At 53.8% G+C, this 24,107-nt stretch carries 20 protein-coding genes; 10 read left to right on the forward strand and 10 right to left on the reverse strand.

Annotated features, from left to right (window positions below; all coding sequences use genetic code 11):
- Window positions 1-96, forward strand: a 96-nt coding sequence (locus tag SOP97_RS15610; RefSeq protein ID WP_322950073.1) for a transposase domain-containing protein, incomplete at its 5' end; no start/stop codon positions are given.
- Window positions 97-383: 287 nt separating this feature from the next.
- On the opposite strand, the gene SOP97_RS15615 is transcribed toward SOP97_RS15610, so the two are convergent.
- The gene (locus SOP97_RS15615) at window positions 384-956 is read right to left on the reverse strand and encodes a TonB-dependent receptor plug domain-containing protein (RefSeq protein ID WP_322950052.1); all 573 of its coding nucleotides are present in this window, start codon (window positions 954-956) and stop codon (window positions 384-386) included.
- A 5-nt stretch (window positions 957-961) separates the two neighbouring features.
- Window positions 962-2,692, reverse strand: a complete 1,731-nt coding sequence (gene aceK / locus SOP97_RS15620) for a bifunctional isocitrate dehydrogenase kinase/phosphatase (protein ID WP_274088776.1) — start codon at window positions 2,690-2,692, stop codon at window positions 962-964.
- 200 nt (window positions 2,693-2,892) lie between these two features.
- Between aceK and SOP97_RS15625 the strand changes: the two genes are divergently transcribed.
- Window positions 2,893-3,792, forward strand: coding sequence for a DMT family transporter (locus SOP97_RS15625; protein WP_274088775.1), 900 nt, complete (start codon window positions 2,893-2,895; stop codon window positions 3,790-3,792).
- 200 nt (window positions 3,793-3,992) lie between these two features.
- On the opposite strand, the gene thrH is transcribed toward SOP97_RS15625, so the two are convergent.
- Window positions 3,993-4,610: a bifunctional phosphoserine phosphatase/homoserine phosphotransferase ThrH gene (gene thrH / locus SOP97_RS15630; protein ID WP_274088774.1), complete on the reverse strand. Its 618-nt coding sequence runs from the start codon at window positions 4,608-4,610 to the stop codon at window positions 3,993-3,995.
- Window positions 4,611-4,796: 186 nt separating this feature from the next.
- Between thrH and SOP97_RS15635 the strand changes: the two genes are divergently transcribed.
- Complete coding sequence (locus SOP97_RS15635; protein WP_274088773.1) at window positions 4,797-5,531, forward strand: phosphoadenylyl-sulfate reductase; 735 nt, start codon at window positions 4,797-4,799, stop codon at window positions 5,529-5,531.
- Between the two features lie 61 nt (window positions 5,532-5,592).
- On the opposite strand, the gene SOP97_RS15640 is transcribed toward SOP97_RS15635, so the two are convergent.
- The gene (locus SOP97_RS15640) at window positions 5,593-5,871 is read right to left on the reverse strand and encodes a GNAT family N-acetyltransferase (RefSeq protein ID WP_274088772.1); all 279 of its coding nucleotides are present in this window, start codon (window positions 5,869-5,871) and stop codon (window positions 5,593-5,595) included.
- 517 nt (window positions 5,872-6,388) lie between these two features.
- On the opposite strand from SOP97_RS15640, the gene oprI reads away from it, so the two are divergent.
- Together oprI and SOP97_RS15650 are read left to right on the forward strand one after the other, a co-directional pair.
- On the forward strand, window positions 6,389-6,640 hold the full coding sequence (gene oprI / locus SOP97_RS15645) for an outer membrane lipoprotei OprI (RefSeq protein WP_090242095.1): 252 nt from the start codon (window positions 6,389-6,391) through the stop codon (window positions 6,638-6,640).
- Window positions 6,641-7,154: 514 nt separating this feature from the next.
- Window positions 7,155-8,543, forward strand: coding sequence for a tyrosine-type recombinase/integrase (locus SOP97_RS15650; protein ID WP_322950053.1), 1,389 nt, complete (start codon window positions 7,155-7,157; stop codon window positions 8,541-8,543).
- A 303-nt stretch (window positions 8,544-8,846) separates the two neighbouring features.
- Here SOP97_RS15650 and SOP97_RS20455 read toward each other — a convergent pair whose 3' ends face one another.
- Genes SOP97_RS20455 through SOP97_RS15660 form a run of 3 tightly spaced genes read right to left on the reverse strand, consistent with a single transcriptional unit; the run spans window position 8,847 to window position 12,172 of the window.
- Window positions 8,847-9,083 carry a KTSC domain-containing protein gene (locus SOP97_RS20455; RefSeq protein WP_411912074.1) on the reverse strand — a complete coding sequence of 79 codons (237 nt, stop codon included), beginning with the start codon at window positions 9,081-9,083 and terminating at the stop codon, window positions 8,847-8,849.
- Window positions 9,055-10,986: an ATP-binding protein gene (locus SOP97_RS15655; protein WP_322950054.1), complete on the reverse strand. Its 1,932-nt coding sequence runs from the start codon at window positions 10,984-10,986 to the stop codon at window positions 9,055-9,057. The genes SOP97_RS20455 and SOP97_RS15655 overlap by 29 nt, the downstream gene beginning before the upstream one ends.
- Window positions 10,976-12,172 carry an SIR2 family protein gene (locus tag SOP97_RS15660; protein ID WP_322950055.1) on the reverse strand — a complete coding sequence of 399 codons (1,197 nt, stop codon included), beginning with the start codon at window positions 12,170-12,172 and terminating at the stop codon, window positions 10,976-10,978. The genes SOP97_RS15655 and SOP97_RS15660 overlap by 11 nt, the downstream gene beginning before the upstream one ends.
- A gap of 224 nt (window positions 12,173-12,396) precedes the next feature.
- Here SOP97_RS15660 and SOP97_RS15665 point away from each other — a divergent pair, with 224 nt between their 5' ends.
- From SOP97_RS15665 to radC, 5 genes are all read left to right on the forward strand, one after another.
- A complete protein-coding gene (locus tag SOP97_RS15665; RefSeq protein ID WP_322950056.1) occupies window positions 12,397-12,726 on the forward strand; it encodes a hypothetical protein in 330 nt (109 codons plus the stop codon).
- A gap of 96 nt (window positions 12,727-12,822) precedes the next feature.
- Window positions 12,823-13,791, forward strand: a complete 969-nt coding sequence (locus tag SOP97_RS15670) for a DUF932 domain-containing protein (protein WP_322950057.1) — start codon at window positions 12,823-12,825, stop codon at window positions 13,789-13,791.
- A gap of 74 nt (window positions 13,792-13,865) precedes the next feature.
- Window positions 13,866-14,867: a YqaJ viral recombinase family nuclease gene (locus SOP97_RS15675; protein WP_322950058.1), complete on the forward strand. Its 1,002-nt coding sequence runs from the start codon at window positions 13,866-13,868 to the stop codon at window positions 14,865-14,867.
- Window positions 14,868-14,958: 91 nt separating this feature from the next.
- Window positions 14,959-15,858 carry a recombination directionality factor gene (locus tag SOP97_RS15680; RefSeq protein ID WP_322950059.1) on the forward strand — a complete coding sequence of 300 codons (900 nt, stop codon included), beginning with the start codon at window positions 14,959-14,961 and terminating at the stop codon, window positions 15,856-15,858.
- A gap of 28 nt (window positions 15,859-15,886) precedes the next feature.
- Window positions 15,887-16,384 carry a RadC family protein gene (gene radC, locus SOP97_RS15685; RefSeq protein ID WP_322255298.1) on the forward strand — a complete coding sequence of 166 codons (498 nt, stop codon included), beginning with the start codon at window positions 15,887-15,889 and terminating at the stop codon, window positions 16,382-16,384.
- Window positions 16,385-16,612: 228 nt separating this feature from the next.
- Here radC and SOP97_RS15690 read toward each other — a convergent pair whose 3' ends face one another.
- From SOP97_RS15690 to SOP97_RS15700, 3 genes are read right to left on the reverse strand one after another with little or no spacing between them, the layout of a single operon-like run.
- Entirely contained in the window at window positions 16,613-19,438 is a 2,826-nt protein-coding gene (locus SOP97_RS15690; RefSeq protein WP_322950060.1) for a DEAD/DEAH box helicase family protein, read from the reverse strand.
- 1 nt (window position 19,439) lies between these two features.
- Window positions 19,440-21,221, reverse strand: coding sequence for a site-specific DNA-methyltransferase (locus SOP97_RS15695; protein ID WP_322950061.1), 1,782 nt, complete (start codon window positions 21,219-21,221; stop codon window positions 19,440-19,442).
- Window positions 21,221-24,088 carry an SNF2-related protein gene (locus tag SOP97_RS15700; RefSeq protein WP_322950062.1) on the reverse strand — a complete coding sequence of 956 codons (2,868 nt, stop codon included), beginning with the start codon at window positions 24,086-24,088 and terminating at the stop codon, window positions 21,221-21,223. Before SOP97_RS15700 ends, SOP97_RS15695 begins: the two co-directional genes overlap by 1 nt.
- Window positions 24,089-24,107: the final 19 nt, after the last annotated feature.

Raw genomic sequence — 24,107 nt, forward strand, 5'->3', positions numbered from 1 at the left:
CCGTATGCCTATCTCAAAGACGTGCTGACACGGCTGCCGATTCAGCGAGCCAGTGAGATCGGCCAACTGCTGCCGCATCAGTGGGCATCAAGCTGAGTCACGCAAGCTAGACTGGCGGTGACGATCAGATACTACTCATTGACTTTTTTGGGCGTCACTCCGTCAGCAAATAGCAGTCGGAATATGGGCAAGTTGAACGAGGCTCTAAGCCACCAAAACCCACCAGTAACCACACTGGTGTATCACCCCAAACAGCCTACCCGTAATAGTCTCGCACTGATTTTTATGCGTGCAGCGTGTGATACAGAGTAAGCGTGCAGCCTGTGATACAGGCTACCCGTTCAGCGCGTGATACAGCGTTGGAATGTGTCTTGGCTGGACGCTTACGCCATTTCGACGCGTGTTCGCTGATAGCCGAGGCTTGCAGTGCTCAGGTCAAGCTGCATCGAGGGCAACGCCGGCGGTTCGCGGGTTTCGATCGCTAGCACTCCACCGGCAGCATTGCCGTAGAGCACCGAGGCCGGTCCGCGCAAAACCTCCATGCGCTCAACCAAACCAAGGTCGAGGCCGTCGAGTTCAGTTTGCCCATCCGGCATGGTCAGGGGTACACCATCAACAAGCACCCGAATACCGCGCACACCAAAGTTACCGCGCGCGCCGAATCCACGAACCGACGGACGCAGACCTTGGGCCAGGTTGTAACGATTGAGGCTGAATACGCCCGGCACACGTGCCAGCCAGGTATCCAGAGCGAGGTTCTGCTCTCCCGGTATGTTTCCCGCATCGACCACCGTTACCGCCGCCGGCGTACTCAGCCAGCGCACGTTACTGCGTGGGCTGGTGATGAGTAGCGGAGCCGGCACAACTAAGCGGTCGTCAACTTCGGTCGCGTGCAATACGCGGCTATCGGCCAGCAGCCAAAGGCCGCTAGCGACGAAACCAAGCGATACACGCATACGGCTCAATACTCCCTATCGGCTTGATCTTTGCGCCGATAGGGGAATACGTCGATCACCTTGCCTGCGCTAATCGCCGCTTGCAGGGTTTTCCAATAATCGGCGTCGTACAGCTCCCCATGCAGCTCACTGAACAGTTTGCGTTGCTGCATATTGGCGAACAGAAATGGCGGGAACTCCTCAGGGAACACATCCATCGGCGCGATCGAATACCACGGCTCGGAGGACATTTCATCCTCGGGGTAGCGCGCCTGGGGGATATGACGAAAATTCACCTCCGTCAGGTAGCAGATTTCATCGTAGTCGTAGAACACCACGCGGCCGTGACGAGTCACGCCAAAGTTTTTCAGCAGCATGTCGCCGGGAAAGATATTGGCGGCAGCTAGCTGTTTGATCGCCAGACCGTAATCATCTAGCGCCTCACGCACCTGAGCTTCACTGCCACTTTCCACATACAGATTCAGCGGCGTCATGCGCCGCTCAGTCCAGCAGTGGCGCACCAGCACGGTGTCGCCATCAACCTCAACGGTCGACGGCGCGACATCCAGCAGCTCGGCCAGGCATTGCGGGTCAAACTTGCTTAGAGGGAAGCGAAAATCGGCGAACTCTTGGGTATCGGCCATGCGCCCGACCCGGTCGACCGTTTTCACCAGGCGGTATTTCTCGATCACCGTATTGCGGTCGACGTTTTTCGACGGTGAGAAGCGGTCCTTGATTATCTTGAATACCGTATTGAAGCCCGGCAGCGTGAATACGCTCATCACCATGCCCCGCACCCCTGGCGCCATGACGAATTTGTCATCGGTGGTGGCCAGATGGTTGATCAGGGATCGATAAAACTCTGATTTGCCGTGTTTGTAGAAGCCAATCGAGGTGTACAGCTCAGCAATGTGCTTACCCGGCAAGATACGCTTGAGGAAGCCGACGAACTCCGCAGGGTAGCCAACCCGCACCATGAAGTAGGAGCGGGTGAAGGAGAAAATGATCGACACCTCCGCCTCATCGGTAATCAGTGCATCAATCTGAATCCCCTGCCCTTCGCGGTGCAACAGCGGTATCACCAGCGGCCATTGTTCATCGCGGGTGTAAATACGCCCCACCAGGTAGGCACCTTTGTTGCGATACAGGCGCGAGGCAAACAACTCGATGCGCAAGTCAGGGTCCTTGCACACCCAGTCCGGCAGGCTTTGACGCAATTGTTTGAGCAGTCGCGTCAAATCGCGCGGCAGATTTTCGTAGCCCACTTCGAAACTGAAATCGTCGAAGATCTGCCGCAGAGACGTCTCAATATCGCCATTGGGCTCATACAAGCGCGTTTGCGGCGTACGTGTATTAACCCGCAGCGAAGGGCGAGTGGTGTGGATGAACATGCAGCCATCATTGATCTGGTCATGGCTGAACAACCCGCAGAAAATCGAGTTAAACCAGGTCTCCGCCAACTCATCGTCATCCCGCAGGTTAATCAAGGCGATATAGGCCGACTTGACCAGTGGCCACTGGTCAACATCCAGCAATGCCTCGGCCGCATAGGCCTCGCGCAACTGCTGGCTGACAGCGGTCACGCACTTTTCATACAAGGCAATACGCGCCGCCGATGCGTTTTGGATTTCCTGCCACAGGGCCTGCTCAAATCGTACGCGTGCGCCGTTGGTAATCTGCCGAAACTGCTCGCGGTAGTCGTCAAAGCCATCAAGGATAAACGCCGCTATCGCGCTGGCCGGCCTTTGCTGTGGCATATACGAACCCCTACAGGTGAGTGCGGACAAGCCACCGAGCTTATCCAGTGACGACATGAAGTAAAAGCGGCCAGCGCATGGATGCGCGCTTATCTACAACGAAATGCCGTCATGTAAGCATTTGAAAGCGCATTTCGAATTGCCTTGGCGCCCCGGGCCAGCAACACTGCTCACCCTTTCTGACCGCTGTGGAGTCTGTTGTGCGCCTTGCCGACCTGATGCGTCTGCTGTTGCTTGCTGCTATCTGGGGCGCAAGCTTTCTGTTCATGCGCATCGTTGCGCCAGTGCTTGGCAGCCTGCCGACTGCTTTTTTTCGCGCCAGCCTGGGCATGCTTGGGCTGCTGGTGATATTGCTGCTGATGCGCGTGCGCTGGGACTTTAACGGCAAGCTTAAACACTGCCTGATACTCGGGGTGATCAACGCGGGGCTGCCTTCGGCCATGTACTGCATGGCTGCCTTGGTGCTGCCAGCAGGCTATTCCGCCATTTTCAACGCCACCACGCCGATGATGGGCGTATTGATCGGCATGCTGTTCTTTGCTGAAGCGATGACCCTGAGCAAAGCCGCCGGAGTCGCTGTCGGCCTACTGGGTGTAGCGGTGCTGACCCGCACGGGTCCAATTGAGTTTGACTTGACCCTATTGCTCGGCGCAGCCGCCTGCCTGGTGGCGACCGCTTGCTATGGCTTTGCCGGTTTTCTTACGCGGCGCTGGATTGGCATGCAGGGCGGCCTGGACAACCGTTTGACCGCCTTTGCCAGCCTGTGTGGCGCCAGCCTGTTTCTACTGCCGCTGTTCGGCGGCGCTCTGGTCATACAACCGCCAGCCAGCTGGGGCGGGCTAGACGTCTGGCTGTCTCTCGCAGGGCTAGGCTTTGTCTGTACGGCCCTGGCTTATGTCTTGTACTTCCGCCTACTGAGTGATGTAGGGCCGATCAAAGCAAGCACCACGACCTTCCTGATTCCACCCTTTGGTGTGCTGTGGGGCGCCCTGCTACTCGACGAGCCTTTGTCTTGGGCGTATCTGTACGGCGGCGTATTGATCGCCATCGCCCTATGGCTGGTAGTGCGACCAACCGCCAGCGCTCAAGCTGATCGCTGAAACACTCCATAACTGCTCGCAATAACGTCGTGCACACACGGCCAATACATACGATATTTGCCTAGATTGTTAACGGCAACGCGACGTTGCCGGTAATCCTCAGCGCCCAAATACACACGCCCCACGAGCGCGCAGCACTTGTGGGGCGTGTAAGTGAGCATTTGAATGGCTCTGGAGCGCAGGCTTTAAAGCCTGACAGATTAGAGGCTCAGCTGGCGATTAGACGCCTTAAGGAACTCGCGCTTGAGCGCCTCAAAGGTATGCACCGCAGGGAATTGCGGGAATTCGCGAATCACATTGTCCGGGGCATGGAACAGAATGCCGGCATGGGCTTCGCTGAGCATGGTGGTGTCGTTGTATGAGTCGCCGGCGGCAATTACTCGGTAGTACAAGCTCTTAAAGGCCAGTACCGACTGACGCTTAGGGTCCTTTTGACGCAACTGGTAGTCCACCACCCGATCCGTTTCATCGGTAATCAGCTTGTGGCACAACAACGTCGGGAAACCCAGTTGACGCATCAGCGGCTGGGAGAACTCATAAAAGGTGTCCGAAAGAATCACCACCTGAAAGCGTTCGCGCAGCCAATTAACAAACTCCACCGCACCGTCAAGGGGCTTGAGAGTGGCAATCACCTCCTGAATATCGGACAGCTTTAAGCCGTGCTCATCCAGAATACGCAGACGCTGCTTCATCAGCACGTCATAGTCCGGAATATCCCGGGTGGTCGCTTTCAGCGATTCGATGCCAGTTTTTTCCGCGAAGGCGATCCAGATTTCCGGTACCAGTACGCCTTCCAGGTCGAGACACGCGATTTCCACAGGACACTCCTAACTTGGATTTTTTAGAAGGCGGCACTCTAGCTGCTCCCCCAGTGCTCTGCAACGCGGTGCTTATACTCAAATCAGAGGTCTACTGAGGCACTTCGTTATTTAGTCGAATAACCTGCGTTTGCTACCATCGCCACACAAGACGCGCAGCGTCACCCTAACTAGGAATTCAGCCCGATGAGCCACCCCTTCGACGCAGCCGAACTGGCGGCGAGCTATGCCAACAAGTCGCCTCAGGACATTCTCAAACTCGCCTTTGAGCACTTTGGCGATGAGCTGTGGCTATCGTTCAGCGGCGCCGAGGACGTGGTGCTGGTCGACATGGCCTGGAAGCTCAACAAGAACGTCAAAGTCTTCAGCCTCGACACCGGCCGCCTGCATCCAGAAACCTATCGGTTTATTGATCAGGTGCGCGAGCACTATGGCATCAGCATCGACATACTCTCACCTGACGCTGCCGCCCTAGAGCCCTTCGTCAAGGAGAAGGGGCTATTCAGCTTCTACCAAGACGGTCACGGTGAATGCTGTGGCATCCGCAAAACCGCCCCGCTACGCCGCAAACTCGCCACGGTTAAAGCGTGGGCCACCGGCCAGCGGCGCGACCAAAGCCCCGGCACGCGCAGCCAAGTTGCGGCGGTCGAGCTCGATACAGCCTTCTCCACAGCGGACAACACCCTGTACAAATTCAATCCGCTGGCACAGATGAGCAGTGAAGATATCTGGGCCTATATCCGCATGCTCGAACTGCCTTATAACAGCCTGCATGAGCGCGGTTTTATCAGCATCGGCTGCGAACCCTGCACACGCCCCGTACTGCCTAACCAGCATGAGCGTGAAGGCCGCTGGTGGTGGGAAGAAGCCACACAGAAAGAATGCGGTTTGCATGCCGGCAACTTGATTGCCAAGACCTGATCGCTAAAACAGATATAAAAAAGGCCAGTCTCTGACTGGCCTTTTACGTTACCTGAATCACTCAGCTCTTATCCGTACGCCCTTTGCGTTGCATGTAACGCTCGACGTAGGAGCATGACGGAATGACCGTATAGCCCAAGCGGTCAGCATATTGCAGTGCATGCTCGGTCAACGCAGCAGCGATGCCTCGCCCACGCAGCGTGGTGGGAACAAAGGTGCGGTAGATATCCAGCGTTTGCTTGCCAAGATCCATATAAGCCAGATAGGCCCGATCACCATCCACTGTGGTCTCGAACTGATGACCTGCTAGGTCATGGTGAATGGACAGCGCCTCGCTCATCGCAACTCCTCTGTTCGCTCGCGCAACCCGCTCGCAGCCTCTGCAGCAATGGGGTTACAGAATTTCTTACCTATTAAGTTGTAGGCGATTATAACGAGCTTATCAGGCCGGAACCTGTGAGGTCACGTGAATCAATGACTTAGATCACACCGGCAGCACCGGGCTATGTGCCAAACCCAGTCACTGCACCTGCCTACTACCAAAGCTATCTGCCACAAACGTACAGCCATTCAGATACCAGTAAACATCGAGATTATCGTCAAAATACGTTGCAACGACTGCAACCCCTAAACGCCAACAGTTACTGCGCAAAGAACTGCCAACAGCCTGAAATTGATTGTTTTTTAAGCAGCCAATCAGCAGAAAACGCCTAACTCTACTGCAATCGAAAAAAAACCTTTGCGCCTTGCCTTGCCTCCGTTTACTTACTACAAGTTATAGGTAGTATGTACGCCGGCTAATTTCCTATTATCAGGAAATTGCTTTTATGGAAAACCTCCACCTCAAGGGGAACACGATGAACAACGTTCTGAAATTCTCTGCTCTGGCATTGGCCGCAGTTCTGGCTACCGGTTGCAGCAGCATGTCCAAAGAAACTGAAGCTCGTCTGACTGCAACTGAAGATGCAGCTGCTCGCGCTCAAGCCCGTGCCGATGAAGCCTACCGTAAGGCTGATGACGCTATGGCTGCTGCTCAGAAGGCTCAGCAAACTGCTGACGAAGCCAATGAGCGCGCTCTGCGTATGCTGGAAAAAGCCAGCCGCAAGTAATAGCTCTCAAGGCTATGAAAAGCCGACCCAGTCTCTGGGTCGGCTTTTTTATTAGCTGCATACTGGCTTCTGAATGAGTTCAAGAGCTAATCGCACCAGAAGCCCCTGTCGACCCGAAAACTTAAGGCGTTAGCAGCCCAGCCAGACTAACGGACACAGCGCTTTTTCTTGAGATAGATGCGCATCACCGCACATGAGAAAGGCAGCAGCCAAATAACTGGCAAGCCCTAAAACAAAAAAGCCTGACCATTTCTGGCCAAGCTCTAATGTAATGATTATATGGTCGGGACGGAGTGATTCGAACACTCGACCCCTAGCACCCCATGCTAGTTTTTCATGGATTTCCACAGATCTCCAAAGACACTCACGGACAACCAAAAGCCTAGTAATTACGGTACTTACAGGCTACTTTATCTTCCCATAGCGTCCACGACCGTCCACCACCAGCCAAGCGTTTCGGTGGCACAAAAGTGGCACAAAATTCTGATGCGAAGAATTTTACTAGGGGTAGAGAGTGGCCAAGCTGACAATCAAGCAACTGGATGCTTTCACCAGTGCAGATCATGGAAAGGTCTTCCGAGAGGATGGAGGGCTGGTGGCCGAGGTACGAGCTGGAGTACGCGGAGTTACGGTTCAGTTCAGCTATGAATTCAAACTTAATAGCTCCAGAACTCGAAAACGGCTGGGCAGCTGGCCGAAGAAAAGCTTGGCGCAAATCAGATCTGAGCGCGACGAAGCCCGGGCACTCGTAACGAAAGGCTTGCACCCTACCCTTGCTGCAAAAGCAGCGCGGATCGAGGCACAAGCTGCGATTGCCAGCACAATTGCTGAAGCAGAGCGTGAAGCTGCCGAAAACAAAACAGTGGCTGACCTGTTTGACGAATGGATACGCGATGGCGTTTCTCGCCAGGATGGCAACGCAGAATTGATCCGCAGCTTTAAGAAGGACGTCCTGCCAGTCATTGGCAAGAAGCCGCTACGCAGTCTGACAGAGAAAGACCTGCTCACCGTTCTGCGCTCGGTGAAAGCACGTGGCCTGAACCGTACCGTCGTGATTCGCAGCAAAGACATCGGTCAAATGCTGCGCTGGGGAGAAAAGCGCAAACCGTGGCGCACCCTGATGGCGGACGGTAACCCTGCCGACCTGATCGACGTCAGCAAGCTGCTAGACCACGACTACGAAGAACAGCGTGATCGACTGCTTTCGCCGGATGAGCTCCGAGAGCTACGCAATATCTTCAAGCGTCTCGAGTGCGACTATGAGGCGCTACCTGCCGGCCTGAAATACTCAGGCATTCGCCCAGTCAACCTGCGTGTTCAGTGCGCTGTATGGATCTGCTTGAGTACGCTTTGCCGCATTGGCGAGCTACTCAAATCTGAATGGCGGCATGTGGATCTGGATAAAGGCACCTGGTTCATTCCAGCCGAAGCGACTAAGGGCCATAAGGGTAAGCGCCAGGATCACCACATATTTCTTTCAGCCTTTGCCCTTGAGCAATTCAAGCGACTGCATAAAGAAACCAGCCAGACACCGTTCTGCTTCCCTAGCAAAGATGGCAATAGCCACGTCGACACCAAGACGGTCAGCAAGTTGATCGGAGATCGGCAGTGCCACTTCAAGAGCCGCAGCAAACCTTTGGCAGGCCGCCATCACGACGACTCACTGGTACTGAGCAAGGGCACCAAGGGGGAATGGACACCGCATGACCTGCGACGTACAGGCGCGACCATGATGCAGGAGCTCGGCATTACACTGGAAATCATCGACCGCTGTCAAAATCATCTACTAGGCGGATCAAAAGTTCGCAGGCACTACCTGCACCACGACTATGCCAAAGAAAAAACCGCAGCATGGTGCCTGCTGGGCGAGCGCATCGAGTCGATACTTAAGCTGGCACAGTGAATAAAGCGCTGTAAATTGAAAGTGACTTAGACCGGCAGGATCACTTTGTCGACATACGCAGCAATGAACCACTCCGGGAACTCATCGAACGCAGGCGACCGATGATGGCCTGGTGGAGTGAGCACATTCAGGAAGCAGCAACAGGAAATATGTCGGTGTAAGCCATCAAGGAAAATCGGGACAGAAAAGTCGTTTCGATACGTTGACAGGTGTTACTACTGGCTCACTCTTGCCACCACCCTCTGCCCCTTAAAGGCAGAGAGAGAAAATTCAATCTGTTCCCTGCAATCTCGGATTAGCTTCTCAAGCCCGTGAATACCGATACCGCCCTTTCACGTTCTGAGCAAGAAATTGACCTCGTGAAGGCGCAGCTTGCATCGCTTCATAAAGATGCTGGGGCACATCAAAATAATGATACGTGCCCGTAGTTTTGAATTCGACGATCAGAATAGACGCTTGATCATCAAAACCTACTCTGACGATGGTCGAGGACTCTGGACTATCGAAAAAATTAATCATCTGCTGGCTCCGCTGCTGCATTTCCTTGAGGAGCCAGCATAGCTACTGGCTCATGTTCGTAACGAGGAGACTGTTTGCGCCACTGCCTTACCAATGCAGAGTAATCAGAGACGCCAACCTCTTGCGCCCACCCGCCGGGACCTTCAAAAACCTGAACGCCCAGATCATTTACCTGCCTTACAACTACTTTGGGATCAACGCTATCAGGTCGCTGCCCAATGGGAGGCGGAGAAATCAAAGCTCGAATTGGAAGACTTACAGCCTCCCCAACCACAATGGCCTCACCAGTACGTAGAACAGGCAACATCTCGAACAGCCCCTTCAGGTTATCGGCTGCTGCACTCGCGATATGCCCACGGTCACTATCATTTGTCAGCCGAAGCGCAAACAGTGTCCCGCATTGAGACAGGATTGTGGTGTCGATTTCTGCTGGGCGCTGACTAACCAGCATCATACCTACCCCGTATTTTCTCCCTTCTTTCGCAATACGCCTTACAACAGAGGAAGCGGAGCCATCACTTTCACGCGACAGATATGCATGGGCCTCCTCCAGAACAATCAAAAGCGGCCGCTCTCGCCCACCTTCTGGCAAATTTCTAGCCCAAAAAATTGCGTCGTATAGCACCCTAAGCATTGCGCCGATCAGGTCACTTAAAATGTTCGATGGAATGCCTGAAAGATCAAGGATGGAAACCGGTTGATCTGACCCAATCCAGTCACACAGCAACTCATCGACATCTTTAACAACACCGCCATCAAGCGAAGGCGACCAATCACCTGGCCTAAACAAAAAAGCCAACCTAGGATCGCGCAACTTTGAAGCCAGCGATGCAAGCTGGGCTCGGATCCCAATTGTTCCTGCACCAAGTTGCACACGCTCCTCAGCAGGACCTGTAACTTTGACAGTTCGATAGAGGGGAGGACGCACAGTCATGGCATCGCCCGGTTCCTGTGGCTGTCCGAGATTGTCTAGGACATATGCGTGCTCTACCTCCCCTGCCGCCGCACCCGGCCGGGGAATGAGCGTGTGATGCTCTCTTCGATGAAGGTCGAACCACAATTTATGAATACAGAAAGGAATCGGAGTGTCGGCCGTGACATCGTCGACCGTTACACCTGCGCGAGGGTGATTCACTAGCGCTTCGCGCTTCAGATCTACAATCGCGTCAGCAACTGCGGTGGCCTGGGCATCATTTAGGCGCCCAAATGCAAACGGCACGAACTCATCGAAGCTCAGCGCCCAGAATGGAATGTTCAGTGGTTTCTGGCCCTGCACAGAATCGGCAGCGACGCGAAAAACCGTCGAACGCCCCGACAGTGCTTTGGCATACTCGCCATGAATATCCAGCACGAGAATCCGTGCTGCAGGGTATCTCGATGGGTCAGAAAGAGCATTCAATAGCCCCGCAACGGTTGTCGACTTGCCTGAGCCTGTTGTACCCACCACAGCGCTATGTCTACTGACCAGTCGATTGATGTTCACTAATGCAGGGATTGCCTCGGCGCTAGCAAGATGCCCAATCGGTACGTAGTCTTGTGGATCAACTGCACCGTAAATAGCGGCCAAGTCTGCCTGAGTCACCACATGAACACGATCATCAACAGTTGGATGCTGTGAAATACCGCGTTCAAAACGGCCACCCCGCTGCCCTTCACCAACCATTTGGACCTTTATCCAGCGATTTCCATAAGCACGTCTTTCATCTCCCGAGTCCGGCGCTGCACCGGCCCCTACTTGGGAAACGACGCCATATAGGTCGACAAAGCCAAGAGGAATCCGCACAAAGCTGCCAACTTGGCCAATGCGGTAGCCCTCGCCAGCAACAAAGCCAAGGCCTGTCGCTGTATCGTCATTGAGCTCAACAGTTACGGTAGAACCAAAAACATCTTGGACAACGCCTATGAAGGTAGGATCACGCTTCATTGCTAGCGCCCGAGTCAGAGTTTTGATTTAGCTGATGGGCAAGAAACTGACCTAGCTTTTTGAAATCGCCCAACCCAAATCTGCATCGTTCTACTTCGCCCTCAGCCACACTGCTAACAGCCACCCCATGTAATGGATGGCTATCCTGCGAAGCGGAATTCCAATCTCTATTCAGAGTTCCAAGAACTGCCCCATCCGCAGCCAAGATGCTCAGGTTTGGCTGTCGCATGGCACAACGAATCGCTTCAGGATACTGAGCCCGGTCCCCATACAGCAGCCCAAAACACATAGCCGTCGGGTTACTACGTAAACCGTTCATGATCACTTCATTTAGATGCTGATCGGCAAACGAGTAGCCACAGCAGACCAGAATTGCCTGGCCACGACCCAAAAAATCTCGTAACCGATCCAGCATTGCCAGATAAGGAAGGCGTCGGCTCTGGTCATATTTCAGATGTGACGGGTAGATCATCTGCCTATCCGCATCGTCGCTTTTGTTCTTTCGGACAACATCATGGTTAGGTGTACGCCACCAGTTTATTGAACCATGTACCTTCCACAGTCGAGCCCAACGTGAAGGAAGTGTGTCCGACTCCATCGACGGAAGATCAAAAAACGCCTCCCTAGCACCTACGAACCCATCGAAATACGGAACCTTGTGGGACTCTAAAGCTTGCTCCATCAACAGATCATAATTCGGCGTAAAAACCTCTACAGAATGCGCCCGAGAAATGCCACTCACCCAAGCAGCAAGGTTGTGATAAGGGGTTTCACCATCGGGGAGCGGCACACCAACTACATCTGCGGTGATTTGACAGATTCGTTTGTCTAGGGCGAGCAATTTAGGCTGGGTCAGTCCATTGATATCACCGTCTCTAACAACATCGAGTAGAGCCCTTAAATGGCTGAGAATCTCTTCGATGTTGGGGGCAGCAGCACCGAATCGTGCCAGTAGTGATGCATAGTCAGCACCGAGCTCAACATCCGTCGCGAGCGTCGTTGATACCAACGTTGTTAAACCTGCAATGTCGGGAATAAGCGGGGAAGTGTTTCCACCCCCAGCGTCGACTCGGATAGACATTGGGCAGCCAGCCCCTAACAGAAATGCAATCCGCATTTTATTTGGCGCAAGGGCCTGCTGCAGAAGGGAGGACTGTCGATAAGGACAGTGGGTAAAGCCGGACATAAACGCTCATCCTTGATTTTCAAACTGAAGTCACTGAGCTTCGGCTTTCAGCATAGAACCCAGCAGTAATGGCTAGACGCTACTGCTTACGAAGAGTCTTGTCTATTAGTGGTCGGCGGCAGCTGTTTCCACAAAATCACTCCGCCGCTAGCGGACTGATTCGATTCGAAAGATTCTCAGCCCTACATAACAGCAATGACATCACCACCAAGAAGGTTCGCCTCATGTCATTGCACTGCCCTCGCTGTAATTCCCCCAAAGTCGCTTCATTCCATCAAGCCATGAAAGTTGGCGCAGCCATCGGCACCGTAGGCGGTGTTGCGCGTGGTGTCAGCGCTGCGCTGGCCGGCGGCCAAGCTGGTGCGCTAGTTGGCACTATCGCTGGACCTTTCGGCATCACGCTCGGCTATGTATCAGGTGCCATCCTCGGTGGCCTGGCTGGCGGGGTTGGCGGTTGTGCGCTCGGCGCTCAGCTCGGCGATACGCTTGACCGACACGTATTGGCCCACAACCTCTGCTTGCTCTGCGGTCATCGCTTCAACCTGCCGGCCTGATCTGGCCGCACCACACCTTTTCTATCCATATCGTCCGGACGGTGCTGCGCTGTGCGCGGCGCTTTATGCCGGCCTGCACCCAAAGGAACCTCAACCATGGCTCATCTCGTCGAAACAATGGCCTACGCTGGCGCTGCTCCTTGGCACGGCCTGGGCAATCAGCTCACGCAAAAACAACCTATCGAAGTCTGGCAACGCGAAGCCGGTATGGACTGGCAGATCCAGGAAAGTCCCGTGCATTTCAAATCGGAGACAGCTGGCCATCTGGGCAGCATCCACTCCTTCCCTGAGCAAAAAGTGCTGTTCCGCTCGGACACCAAGGCACCGCTGTCGGTGGTCTCCAACCGCTATCACACCGTGCAGCCACGCGAGGTGCTGGAGTTCTACCGGGATCTCACCGAGGTCTCTGGCTACGAGCTGGAAACGGCAGGCGTACTCAAAGGTGGCCGCAAGTTCTGGGCGCTGGCGCGTACCGGTCAGGGCGCAGCAATTAAGGGTAATGACCAGGTAAACGGCTACCTGCTGCTGGCCACGTCCTGCGACGGCACCTTGGCCACCACGGCAACGCCCACCACGGTTCGGGTGGTGTGTAACAACACCCTCACCATCGCCCTGGACGGCACCAGCCGCGCCATCAAGGTGCCACACAACACCCGCTTTGATCCGAACGCTGTAAAGAAACAGCTCGGCATTGCCGTTTCGCAATGGGACGACTTTATGTACCGCATGCGTGCGCTGGCCGAGCGCAAGGTGCAGTGGCATGAGGCGCTGGGCTTCTTTATGAATGTGCTGTGCGAAACCAATCCGACCGGTGCACTGCCGGAGGTGCTGCCTAACGAGCGCGCCCTGCGCAAGGTTCAGGAGCTGTACGAGGGTCGTGGTCGTGGCAGTCAGCTCGACTCGGCACGCGGCACCGCCTGGGGCTTGCTCAACTCTGTGACCGAGTTTGTCGATCACGAACGCCGGGCACGCAGCAAAGAGTACCGCATGGACTCGGCCTGGTTCGGCCAGGGCGCGCAGATCAAGCAACGTGCCCTGGACACCGCTCTGCAACTGGTCGCCTGACCGCTCACTTACCCCATAACGCCCGATCAGCCTAGTTGCTGATCGGGCGTTTCTGTTTCCGCAAGGTGAACGCTATGACAGCTACTCCGTTGAGCAGCACCAGCAAGGCGCGCCCGGCGCTGCGCTTGATCAGTACCAAGGAACTACCGCGTGAAGATTGGCTGGCTGTGCGTAAGCAGGGCATCGGCAGTTCGGATGCTGGTGCTGCCGTGGGCCTGAATCCGTACAAATCGCAGCTGGAACTATGGATGGAGAAAACCGGACGTGACACCACTTTACCGAAGGCCGAGCCGCACGATGAAGAAAGCCCGATGTACTGGGGCAATGTGCTGGAACCCGTAGTGGCCTGGCATTACAGCAAACGCACGAAGAACAAGGTGCGGCGCATCAACGCCGTGCTGCAGCATCCTGACCCTGAGCTGCCCTGGATGCTGGCCAACATCGACCGCGAGGTAATCGGTGCTGACGATGTGCAGATCCTCGAATGCAAGACAGCCGGCATAAACGGCGCACGCCTCTGGAAAGAAGGCGTACCCGAGTATGTGCAACTACAAGTAATGCATCAGCTCGCTGTCACCGGCAAGAAGGCTGCGGATGTGGCGGTATTGCTGGGTGGTCAGACGCTGGAGATCCACCGTATAGAACGGGACGAGCAGATGATTGCTCGCCTGATCGAGCTGGAGCGTAAGTTCTGGCACTACGTCGAGACCGACACGCCACCGCCGGCTGATGGCTCAGCCTCCGCTGAAATGGCACTGCGCGCACTCTACCCAGAGGACAACGGCAAGACCGTCGACTTCAGTGGCCGTGCGGGTTTGGCAGCGGCTTACCTGGAGCTCAAGGCGGTGCGCCAATCCATCAGCGAGAAGGAAACCCGCGAGGCCCAGCTTAAGCAGATGCTGCAACAGGCTATGGGCGATGCTACCCGCGCGCAGTTCAGCCACGGCTTTATCAGCTGGAAGAAAGCCAAGGACAGTACCGTACTCGACGTGGATCGAATGCTCCAAGAAAAGCCCTACCTGCAGGTTCGCTACACCAAGCTCAAGCATGGAAGTCGACGCTTCCTGGTCGGCTAATCCCAACCCGCTCAACCATTCCCTCCCCCTTGGCCAGTCCATGCAGTTAGCGCTGCGTGGCTGGCCATTTTTCGTTTGCAGGAGAACCACCATGCTCAAAGGTCTGGCTATCACCCCGCCGTCGCTCGGACGGATTTCCATCGGCAAGGTCATCGAGAAGAACGGCAAGCGCCTGCCGGAGAAAGATGACCAATTCACCATCACCTCCCAGGTGCAAGGCAAGGACGGCTGGCTGCTGCACCCGCTCAATGATGAGCTGCGTAAGAGCCAGGAGGACAAGCTGCGCAGCATTCCGGTGCGCCTGCTGTTCAACGAGCCGGAGCTGAACTTCCGTGCCGACTACACACTGTTCGACAGGCAATCCGGGCGGCCGCTGTGCGTGGGTAATGGCGAGACCTGCAAGCGAGTCACCCAGGACGGCATGCAGTCGCTGCCTTGCCCTTCGCCAGATGCCTGCCCATTGGCCAAGGGTGGCGCCTGTAAGCCTTACGGCCGGCTGAATGTGCTGATTGGTGATGATGATCCGCTGGGCAGCTTTGTCTTCCGTACCACTGGCTTCAACAGCATCCGCACCCTGGCGGCTCGCCTGCATTACTTCCAGGCCATCTCGGGCAACCGCCTGGCCTGCCTACCGCTGGAGCTACGCCTGCGCGGAAAGTCGACTCGCCAAAGCCATGGCACGCCGATCTTCTACGTCGACCTGACCGTACGCAGTGGCATGGACATGGCCGAGGCGCTGCAAGCTGCCAACAATCTCGATGAACAGCGGCTAAGCACCGGCTTCGATCAGAACGCACTGGATGAGGCCGCGCGACGTGGCTTTGCTAACGGTGCATTCGAGGACAGCGAAGAAGATAGCGGCGCGTTGATTGAGGAGTTCTTTACCGCTGAAAGCACTGAACCATCTGCGTCCACACCAACCCTAGTCACCATCAACAAGGTCAGCTTGGCTGAAAAGCTTGAAGCACAACATCAATCACTCAACCACTAACCGGGCCTAGCAGCCAACGGAGCTGAAGATGAGATTACACAAACTCAAAGCCAGCGAAACGGCTGGCGCGTATGAAGTTGAATCCCCTGTAACCGAAGACGACATTCTGCTGATGGCTAGGCAACTGGCCAATCTGCGCTTACGTCGTGGGCGGGCTCTGACCTCACCCCAAGAGGTATTCAGCCACCTGCAAACACTTCTCGCAGATTACGAACATGAGGTCTTTGCACTACTCATGCTAGACAGCAAGCACAGGGTGTTGGGCTTTCACGAACTGTTCAGAGGCACGCTGGATGGCGCCAGCGTATATCCAAGAGAGGTAGTGAAGATCGCGCTGCAATACAACGCTGCAGCGATGATCCTGATACACAACCACCCTTCCGGTGATCCCGAGCCCAGTGAGGCAGATCGTGTACTTACCCAAAAGTTAAAGGAGGCCTTGTGTCTTGTGGGGATACGTACGCTCGACCATATAGTGGTTGGGCGTGACGGTTGCAATTCAATGGCAGAACTTGGTGTTCTGTGAGGGGCTCAAATGAAACAACTACTACGAACAATTGCGGCACTATTCTTATTTGTAGGTATCCTTGCAGGCTGCTGTGCAGTGTTGCTGCTGATGATTCTGATAGTGCGATTTCCGCCACTCATTTTGGTCGTGGCTCTGGCGTGTTGGATTTATCGCAAAGTATGCGATCTGGCTCATTCATGAGCAAAAAAGGGTAGCCGAAGCTACCCTTTTTTGTGTGGTTCCCCCCTATGACTGCAGAGCAACATCCAGCTCGCCAGATAGCTCATAGCGAGTCAAAAGCTCTGTGTCTGCTTGGCGCGTGTATTTTGCGGCAAGACCTGCCAACGTAGAGTTTCCGACCACGTCCGTATGTGGCACTAATAAATAAGACCACGGCTTACCGCCAGTTTTCTTCGCATGGAACTCAGTGGCGATATGTGCCCAAAGCGCTGCGGTTTCTGCTTTGCGCAATACCACCGCATCGCTAATTTCATCCGCGCGCTTGGTCTCAATAATCAAAATGCGATCTTGCATTTCAACCACAAAATCCGGCTGGTAAGGCAAGCCATCTGAGTCATACAGTTTGAATTGGTTGGGGCCGGGTTTCATCCACAGCTTAACGCCATTTTCTTTTTCTAAAATCTCGCTCAGTTTACGTTCCGTATCTGAGTCAAACTTAGCCAATGGATAGCAGGATTTACTGAAACCGCTAAAAATATAACGCTTGATCTCGTTAAGCTTTGGCGGTGCCTGGCGAAAGTCCAATGAATATTGGCTACCCGCATTCTCGAAAGTTTGTGGACGCAGGTCTTGGAAGGCCGCACTCACAGTAACTCGGTAATTTGTTTTCCCGCGCCACATATTTTTCTTCATGTCCGCAAAGATGGCATCGGCCATTTGCCTAGAGTGGCCTTGCAGCACACTACGCAACTCTTCGGGCTTATCGTATTTGGCTTGATAGTGAGCAACTACTTGGCCGGCCAGCTGGTAAAGCACTTCGGAGTGCGTGTCGTAATCAATCTCTGGGAAGTCCACGAGTTTGGCAACGATATAGTTTTCTAGGCACTCTTGCTGCTCATCATGGGCATCGCCGCTAATGGACTGCGTTTTCTCTGTGCGTAATACCTGAATCAATAACTCGTTCGAGAGCGGTTGATGGTTCCAGTGCTTAAGATCCAGCGCGAACGATTTAAAACCAAAAGACACATCTTGGGTCGGTGTGATGGTCAGTGCCGGAATGGCAATAATTCGCTCAACGAACTGACTGCAAATCGACTTCACGATTGCTTCAATTTTCAGCGTTTCAACCGGGAAGATCTCAGCTTGCGGTGTTTGCTCCACTTTAATGGCCTGAACAATAGCGGCTTGAACTTCCGGCTTATTGATATCCGCAAGGCTTCCTACTTGTTTAGCGGTCTGCTGAACAACAATCTGAAGGGTCCTCTCAGCCACTTCCACTTCTTGCGCTGTTTGCAGAATAAAAGGCGCTGGCGCCTCAGCCACACCGGCAGGACTCGAGGGAGCAGGAATTTTGTAAGCAGTGCCTTTTTCACTACCTTCTGCTTTCGGCAGCATGGATTGCACCAAGTGCTGCACCACATTTGGCGTAGTGACAGCCTCAGGTCTCGTTGAGGTCACGTCACCGTCCTCACCAATAAACACTTGCTTGAGTTTCTTGGTAACGCCGTTTGCCGTTTTGGCCAACTCAATCAGTTCATTGAAGCGGTTGTGGGCAATCACGGTTAGCTGATCGACCTCGGCCACACCCGTGCGTTTGCCATAAGGTAAGCGCAGACCACGCCCCAAGGTTTGCTCGGTCAGAATATCGGAAGCTGAGGCACGCAATGGAACAATGGTGAACAGATTTGTAACGTCCCAGCCTTCTTTGAGTTTGTTAACGTGAATAACGATGTCCGTATCGCCGCTTTTTTCGATGTTAAGCAGGCGCTGAGCATTCTCGTCACTCTCTTCCCCGGAAGTTTTTGAGTGGATTTCGATAACACGGCCTTTGTAACGGCCACCGAAAAATCCGTCTGACTCCACAAACTGTCTTACCTCGGAGGCGTGCGTGGTGTCCTTGGTCACCACAAGCATAAACGGTCGCACTATCGGCTTATCGTAGTTTTTGGCGTAGGTTTCCAGCGCCACCTTGACATGCTCGTGGTAGTTAATTCCGTCCTCAAGCATGATGCGCTCCAGCGCATCGGCATCAACCGACTTCGGATTAAAGTTCGCCCGAGTACCAATGGCTGGTTCCTTCACATAACCGTCTTCCATCGCATCCGGCAGATCGTAGCGGTACACCACATTCTTAAACGCCTGGGGCTTGCCACCCGTGGTTTTCGGCGTCGCCGTCACCTCAAGGCCCATAATGGGCTGCAACTCAGCAATGGCCTTGAATCCGGCACTACCGCGATAACGGTGCGCTTCGTCCATCAGCAGCACCAAGTCTTTAAGATCAGACAAGTACGAGAAATAGCTGTCGCCGATGTACTCCTGCAGGCGTTTGATACGAGGGGCGGCACCGCCTCGTACTTCGGAGTTGATCTTGGAAATGTTGAAGATGTTTATGATCACACTTTCGCGGCCGAAGAGATCAGCGCCCCGCACACCACGACCCGCCTCATAGTTTTCAGCGTTAACGATCAAAGGCGGATTATGGGCAAAGGCTTCAATGCCCTTGAACACATATTTAGGGCTGCGCGGATCAAAATCGAACAGCAACTTTTCATAAATTGTAAGGTTCGGCGCCAGAATGAAGAAATTCTGGCTCTTACCGATCATGTGCAGGTAGCTGATGAAAGCGCCCATTAAGCGGGTCTTACCTACACCGGTGGCAACTGAGAAACAAACCGACGGGAAGTCACGTTCAAAATCTGTAAAGTCCGCATCAGTAACCTCACCGAATACCTGACGCACCTGCTCCCGAGCAGCCTCGACATCAGTGCCCTTTTTCGGATCAATAAGCCCTACGATGGTATCGAGGCGCCGAAGCGCCTCTGCCTGAGGTTTACGTAACGAGAGGCGCTGACTAATTTGGGAAACCACACGATCCTTGTTTAGTTCAGTCATCTCAATTTTCCTCAGGGCCATCGAATAGGCTGGTCTGTGCTACCGACGTTTTGATTTTTTGGGATTTGTTCGGCGTGGTTTCTGCTTCGTCGGGCTCTTCCTCTTGCAGGGGCAAGGCTTCGATTTTTAAGGAATAATCGTCCTTACCCCATTCGCAGCGATCGAGCACCACACGGGGGATTTTCTTAATGGTCAAGTTCGTCAGGCTATCGCCTGCGGCCTCGTAGGCCATACAGCAAACCAAAAGACTGCGCTCTTCACCCACCTCTTCAGACAGCGCCTTAAGCTGATCAAAGGTCAAACTGTTGGTGGTCACGTAGATAAAGGCGTTGTCTGTGGCCTTACCGTGCATCCAATAATTTTCGGAGGATGGTGCGTAGGTGTAATTGAAATGCTTACACATGGCCTCGCCCAGCATTTCTGGCTGGTAATCCTTATTGATAACCAGATTGCCCCACTTGTCTTTTTGCAACAGCGAAGGCGCGAGTTTTAAGAAGCGATATCCACCGCCGCCTTTCCAGCTCACCGCACTTGTAATGCCGGTATTATCTTGACCATCTACAATTCGTTTCAATCGAGGTTGAATATGCGTTGTTGCTTGATCCCCGAGCTCTACCACTATCCAGCGTCTCTTCATCTTGTGAGCTACTGCAGGAGTGGATCCAGAACCTCCAAAGCTGTCGAGTACAAGATCTCCCTCTGAGGTAGCCAATTCCAAGCATCTCTTTATCAGTGCTTCAGGCTTTTTTCCATTGGGAAATGAAACCCCACCTTCGGCATGAAGATTATTAGAAAGAAGATCTTCCCATAGATTGGTGAGGGGGGCTGCAGTCGTAGCTTTTCCATCTATTAATTTGGTTTTTGCGCTATAAAAAATTAGCTGCTCGCCATTTATGAAATAATACGGATCCTTTCCCTCTCGCTTAGAGCAAAAGACCCTGTCAGGCACAGCATTTGACTCGGCTAACGCTTCACGTGCATCTTCATTCACGTCTTTGGGAGCTACACGTGCAGTCCTAACCACTCGGACTGCGCTCTGTAATACAAACTCTTCCAGCTTACTTTCTATCTTGTCAGTAAATTTCTTTTTTGCCTCACTCCAACTTGAAATACCTTTCTCTCGACAAAATTCGTCCTTTAAGCTTTCAAGTTGCCATTCAGAAAACGGCCTATCGTAATTTTTAATAATTTTACTATAACGATCATCCCTGCCAATGGCTGTGTAGACTCGCCCAGGGCTCCACTTATCTCTACTCTTAGAATAGTAAATTATATAATTATTCGTAGTAACAACCCCCTTATTCCCAGCCTTCGGACCGGAAACGGAGCTTTGTTTAAATGTAATTATGCTAATACGGTTACGCCTTCCAAATATCTCGTCCAGTACAGGAATGATGTATCCTAATTCGTTATCATCGATATGTACGAACATAGAACCATCTTCAGATAGAAGGCGATGCAAAATAATGCATCTCTCTCGCATTAGAGACAACCAGAGAGAGTGCTCTATTCCGTCATCATAGTTTTCAAACGCCTGCTGCGTGTTAAATGGGGGGTCAATATAAATACATTTCACCTGCCCCCGCACATTGGGGTCAGTCTCCAACGCTTTGAGTGCCAGAAGATTGTCACCATGTATCAGCATATTGTCGAAATTATCTCCCTCACGCCGTGTTTCAGCGTGATAGGAAAACTCGGGCTCTTCAATAAGAATGCGTGGCTCGAGGCGCGGACGCTCGTCTTTGCCAATCCAGGTCAGTTCAAGTTTTGTTTTACCGGCCATTAGATCAGGCTCCATCGAATCGTAAACAGGTGATCCACCTGTGGCGTTAAGTTGAGTTGTTCGGCAATGGCATCTAACATGGCTTCGCGCTCACTATCGATCTCACGCAGGCGGGTATAGAGCTGATGTTGTAGCTCATCCACTTGGCGCTTTAAGGCTTTTGCTTCGTGCTGTAGCTCAAGCTTGGCGGCCAGATTAGCGGTTGCACGGGCGAGCTTGTTCTTTTCATTGGCCTGCTTAGTCAGCTCTTTGATTTGCTGGTCGTAGGCCACACGGGCGTCATTACGCCAGGCATCTAGGCGGTCTTCTTCTTCGTTGAGGAATTCACCCAAACGCTCTTGTGCATGCCCGACTAGGGCCGTTTGCCGCGCCTCAGTAACGCCCGTCAATTCTTCCTCGGGCGCCTGCCCCACTGGTGCGCCAAACTCTCGGGCAGGAATGTGCAGCAAGCGTACGGCGGTACTCGGGTCAAGCATGCTGCCGTCATTGGTGAAGGCTGCGCAGATCAGCTCATCCCAAGTGCGAGCGGGGGTTTGTAGCGTTAGGCGTGAGAGTCGCAACCAGCCGGATTGCCCGCGCAAGCTGGCCACATCCGCCAGATTGCCAGCATAGGCGTTGTAGTCAAACGCGAGCGACGCCATGGGAGTTGATCGCGCTTTCGCCTGCGCCACCAGCTTGTCTGCCAGGCCTCCATCGCCCAAGCGGAAAAAGCGCCAGCCGTTATCCTCTGCCTCAGGCCATTCGGTAGACCAGGTGCTGCCTTGATAATCAAAGCGCTCGGCATGATCTGGATGGAAGTGGGCCTGGGGTAGTTCAGCACGAGCAAGGGTCAACAGCGCCCTACGGAAGTCGCCTAGGGCGGCATGAACGCCTTCCTTGCGGCTCATCAAGCGTTCAATCACCTTTTCGTCCATCTCGGCCAAGATTTTGTTGCGTGCATCCTGTTTGGCCGCATCAATCTCGACACTGAACTCTTCTTGCAGGCGATCGAAGGCCTCATTAATTTCATCATTCGAGCGGCAGGTCTGGACGATCTCCAAAATGCGCCGTTCGATATCTACACCAGACTCAATAGCACCTAATACTTCATCAGATGAGCCAAATACGCCCTCGAAGAGCTTGAACTTCTGCTCTAAGAGCTGGTGAATACGTTCCTCAGCCTGGTTCTTGCGATTGAGGAAGTTGATCACGGTGACGTCGATCTTTTGCCCATAGCGGTGGCAACGGCCAATGCGCTGCTCAACCCGCTGGGGGTTCCAGGGCAAGTCATAGTTGATTAGCAGCGAGCAGAACTGCAGGTTGATACCCTCGGCACCGGACTCCGTGGAAATGAGGATGGAGCGGTCATGTTTGAAAGCATCGACAATGGCTGCTTTCATATCGGCAGATTTAGAGCCGGAGACGACCTCAGTGCCTTTATTTTTGGCAAGCCAGGCTTTGTAGAGGGCTGTGCTGTCTTTATCAGTGTTTGAGCCGTTGAGTACTACGGTTTGACCAGCAAAGCCGTTTTGTTCCAGCAGATCACGCAAGTAGGCTTGGGTGCGCACGGACTCGGTAAATACCACGGCCTTGTGCTGACCGCCTTTGACTTCCTTAATCTCAGCCATAACGATGGGCAAGCACTCCAAGAGCGCTCGCCCTTTGGCGTTGTCGTTAATTGAGGTGGCGATATCCCGGTAGCGCGTCAGCTCGGCGATCTCGGTCTGAAGTTTTTTCGGGTCTATCTCATCAAGATCATCATCCGAATGGTCTTCGACAGCATCCGCTTCGGTTGCGGCGATAGAACCAGCATCACGCCAATCCTCAGCGTCCTCAGCAAAGCCATCGAGATCATCTAGGGTGTCGTCATCAACCACTAGCTTGGCTTGCAGGCGATTGACCATCTTGTCCAAGGTTTTGGCAATGGCAAATGAGGATGAACCTAGGATCTTGCGCAGGGACAAGGTCACCAGGTGACGGCCATTTCTACCTAGGGCAAGGGTGTCTGGGTTTTGCAGGTACGCCGACACTGACTCGTACAGATCCAGCTCAAGCTTGCTCGGGGTAAAGTCAAAGGTTTTCGGCAAGCGGTTGGTGTAGTTGATCAGTCCAGCCTTTTGGACCTGACGGCGCAAGGTGCGCTTGCAGATGGGCTCCAAACGATTCTGTAGCAAGGTCATAGCGGCAAGATTGCCCTTGCCTCCGAACTCGGCCTTAAAGGCCTGCTCCGAACCAAAGTAAGCCTCATCAATGATCGTAACGAGGCCATAGAGCTCCATCAGGTTGTTCTGCAACGGCGTTGCCGTCAGCAAAAGCTTCTGACAACCCTGTAAGGCATCGCGCAGGACCGCTGCTCGGGAATTGTTAGCAGCCTTAAAGACGTTACGCAGCTTGTGCGCCTCATCAAACACGACCAGATCCCAAGCAACCTTTTGCAGCTGATGGGCGATACGAGCGGCATATTCGTAAGAGACGATGATGATGCCTTCCTTACGCCCAATGGGATGGGGTTGCCCGCTGGCCGACAAGTCTTTAAGGCGCTTGGCATCAAGAATGACCGAGGGCAATGAGAACTTTTCACGGAGCTCCGTGGCCCATTGCTTGCGAAGAGAGGCCGGCACAATCAACAGAAGGTTTCGGCGCTGCTCCCACCAACGCTGGCTGAGCACTAACGCCGCCTCGATGGTTTTGCCAAGCCCTACCTCATCTGCCAGTAGCACGCCTTTGGATAAGGGCGAACGCAAGGCAAACATAGCCGCATCGACCTGGTGCGGGTTCAGATCCACACGAGCCGAAGACAAGGACTGGGTCAAAGACTCGTCGGCACCGATACCTTCACGCGTTAAGAAGTGAGCAAAATACTTGGCTTGGTAGGGGCTGTAGATCATTGGAAAAACAATTCCTTTT

The organism is Pseudomonas spirodelae (assembly GCF_034653255.1).
In the GTDB taxonomy this organism is placed as follows: Bacteria; Pseudomonadota; Gammaproteobacteria; order Pseudomonadales; family Pseudomonadaceae; genus Aquipseudomonas; species Aquipseudomonas spirodelae.

Bases quoted from the DNA above. Each gene is read 5' to 3' on its own strand.
- SOP97_RS15615 (WP_322950052.1), bottom strand. From the start codon at position 956: ATGCGTGTATCGCTTGGTTTCGTCGCTAGCGGCCTTTGGCTGCTGGCC.
- aceK (WP_274088776.1), bottom strand. From the start codon at position 2,692: ATGCCACAGCAAAGGCCGGCCAGCGCGATAGCGGCGTTTATCCTTGAT.
- SOP97_RS15635 (WP_274088773.1), top strand. From the start codon at position 4,797: ATGAGCCACCCCTTCGACGCAGCCGAACTGGCGGCGAGCTATGCCAAC.
- SOP97_RS15640 (WP_274088772.1), bottom strand. From the start codon at position 5,871: ATGAGCGAGGCGCTGTCCATTCACCATGACCTAGCAGGTCATCAGTTC.
- oprI (WP_090242095.1), top strand. From the start codon at position 6,389: ATGAACAACGTTCTGAAATTCTCTGCTCTGGCATTGGCCGCAGTTCTG.
- SOP97_RS20455 (WP_411912074.1), bottom strand. From the start codon at position 9,083: ATGCAGCAGCGGAGCCAGCAGATGATTAATTTTTTCGATAGTCCAGAG.
- SOP97_RS15655 (WP_322950054.1), bottom strand. From the start codon at position 10,986: ATGAAGCGTGATCCTACCTTCATAGGCGTTGTCCAAGATGTTTTTGGT.
- SOP97_RS15660 (WP_322950055.1), bottom strand. From the start codon at position 12,172: ATGTCCGGCTTTACCCACTGTCCTTATCGACAGTCCTCCCTTCTGCAG.
- SOP97_RS15665 (WP_322950056.1), top strand. From the start codon at position 12,397: ATGTCATTGCACTGCCCTCGCTGTAATTCCCCCAAAGTCGCTTCATTC.
- SOP97_RS15670 (WP_322950057.1), top strand. From the start codon at position 12,823: ATGGCTCATCTCGTCGAAACAATGGCCTACGCTGGCGCTGCTCCTTGG.
- SOP97_RS15675 (WP_322950058.1), top strand. From the start codon at position 13,866: ATGACAGCTACTCCGTTGAGCAGCACCAGCAAGGCGCGCCCGGCGCTG.
- SOP97_RS15680 (WP_322950059.1), top strand. From the start codon at position 14,959: ATGCTCAAAGGTCTGGCTATCACCCCGCCGTCGCTCGGACGGATTTCC.
- radC (WP_322255298.1), top strand. From the start codon at position 15,887: ATGAGATTACACAAACTCAAAGCCAGCGAAACGGCTGGCGCGTATGAA.
- SOP97_RS15690 (WP_322950060.1), bottom strand. From the start codon at position 19,438: ATGACTGAACTAAACAAGGATCGTGTGGTTTCCCAAATTAGTCAGCGC.
- SOP97_RS15695 (WP_322950061.1), bottom strand. From the start codon at position 21,221: ATGGCCGGTAAAACAAAACTTGAACTGACCTGGATTGGCAAAGACGAG.
- SOP97_RS15700 (WP_322950062.1), bottom strand. From the start codon at position 24,088: ATGATCTACAGCCCCTACCAAGCCAAGTATTTTGCTCACTTCTTAACG.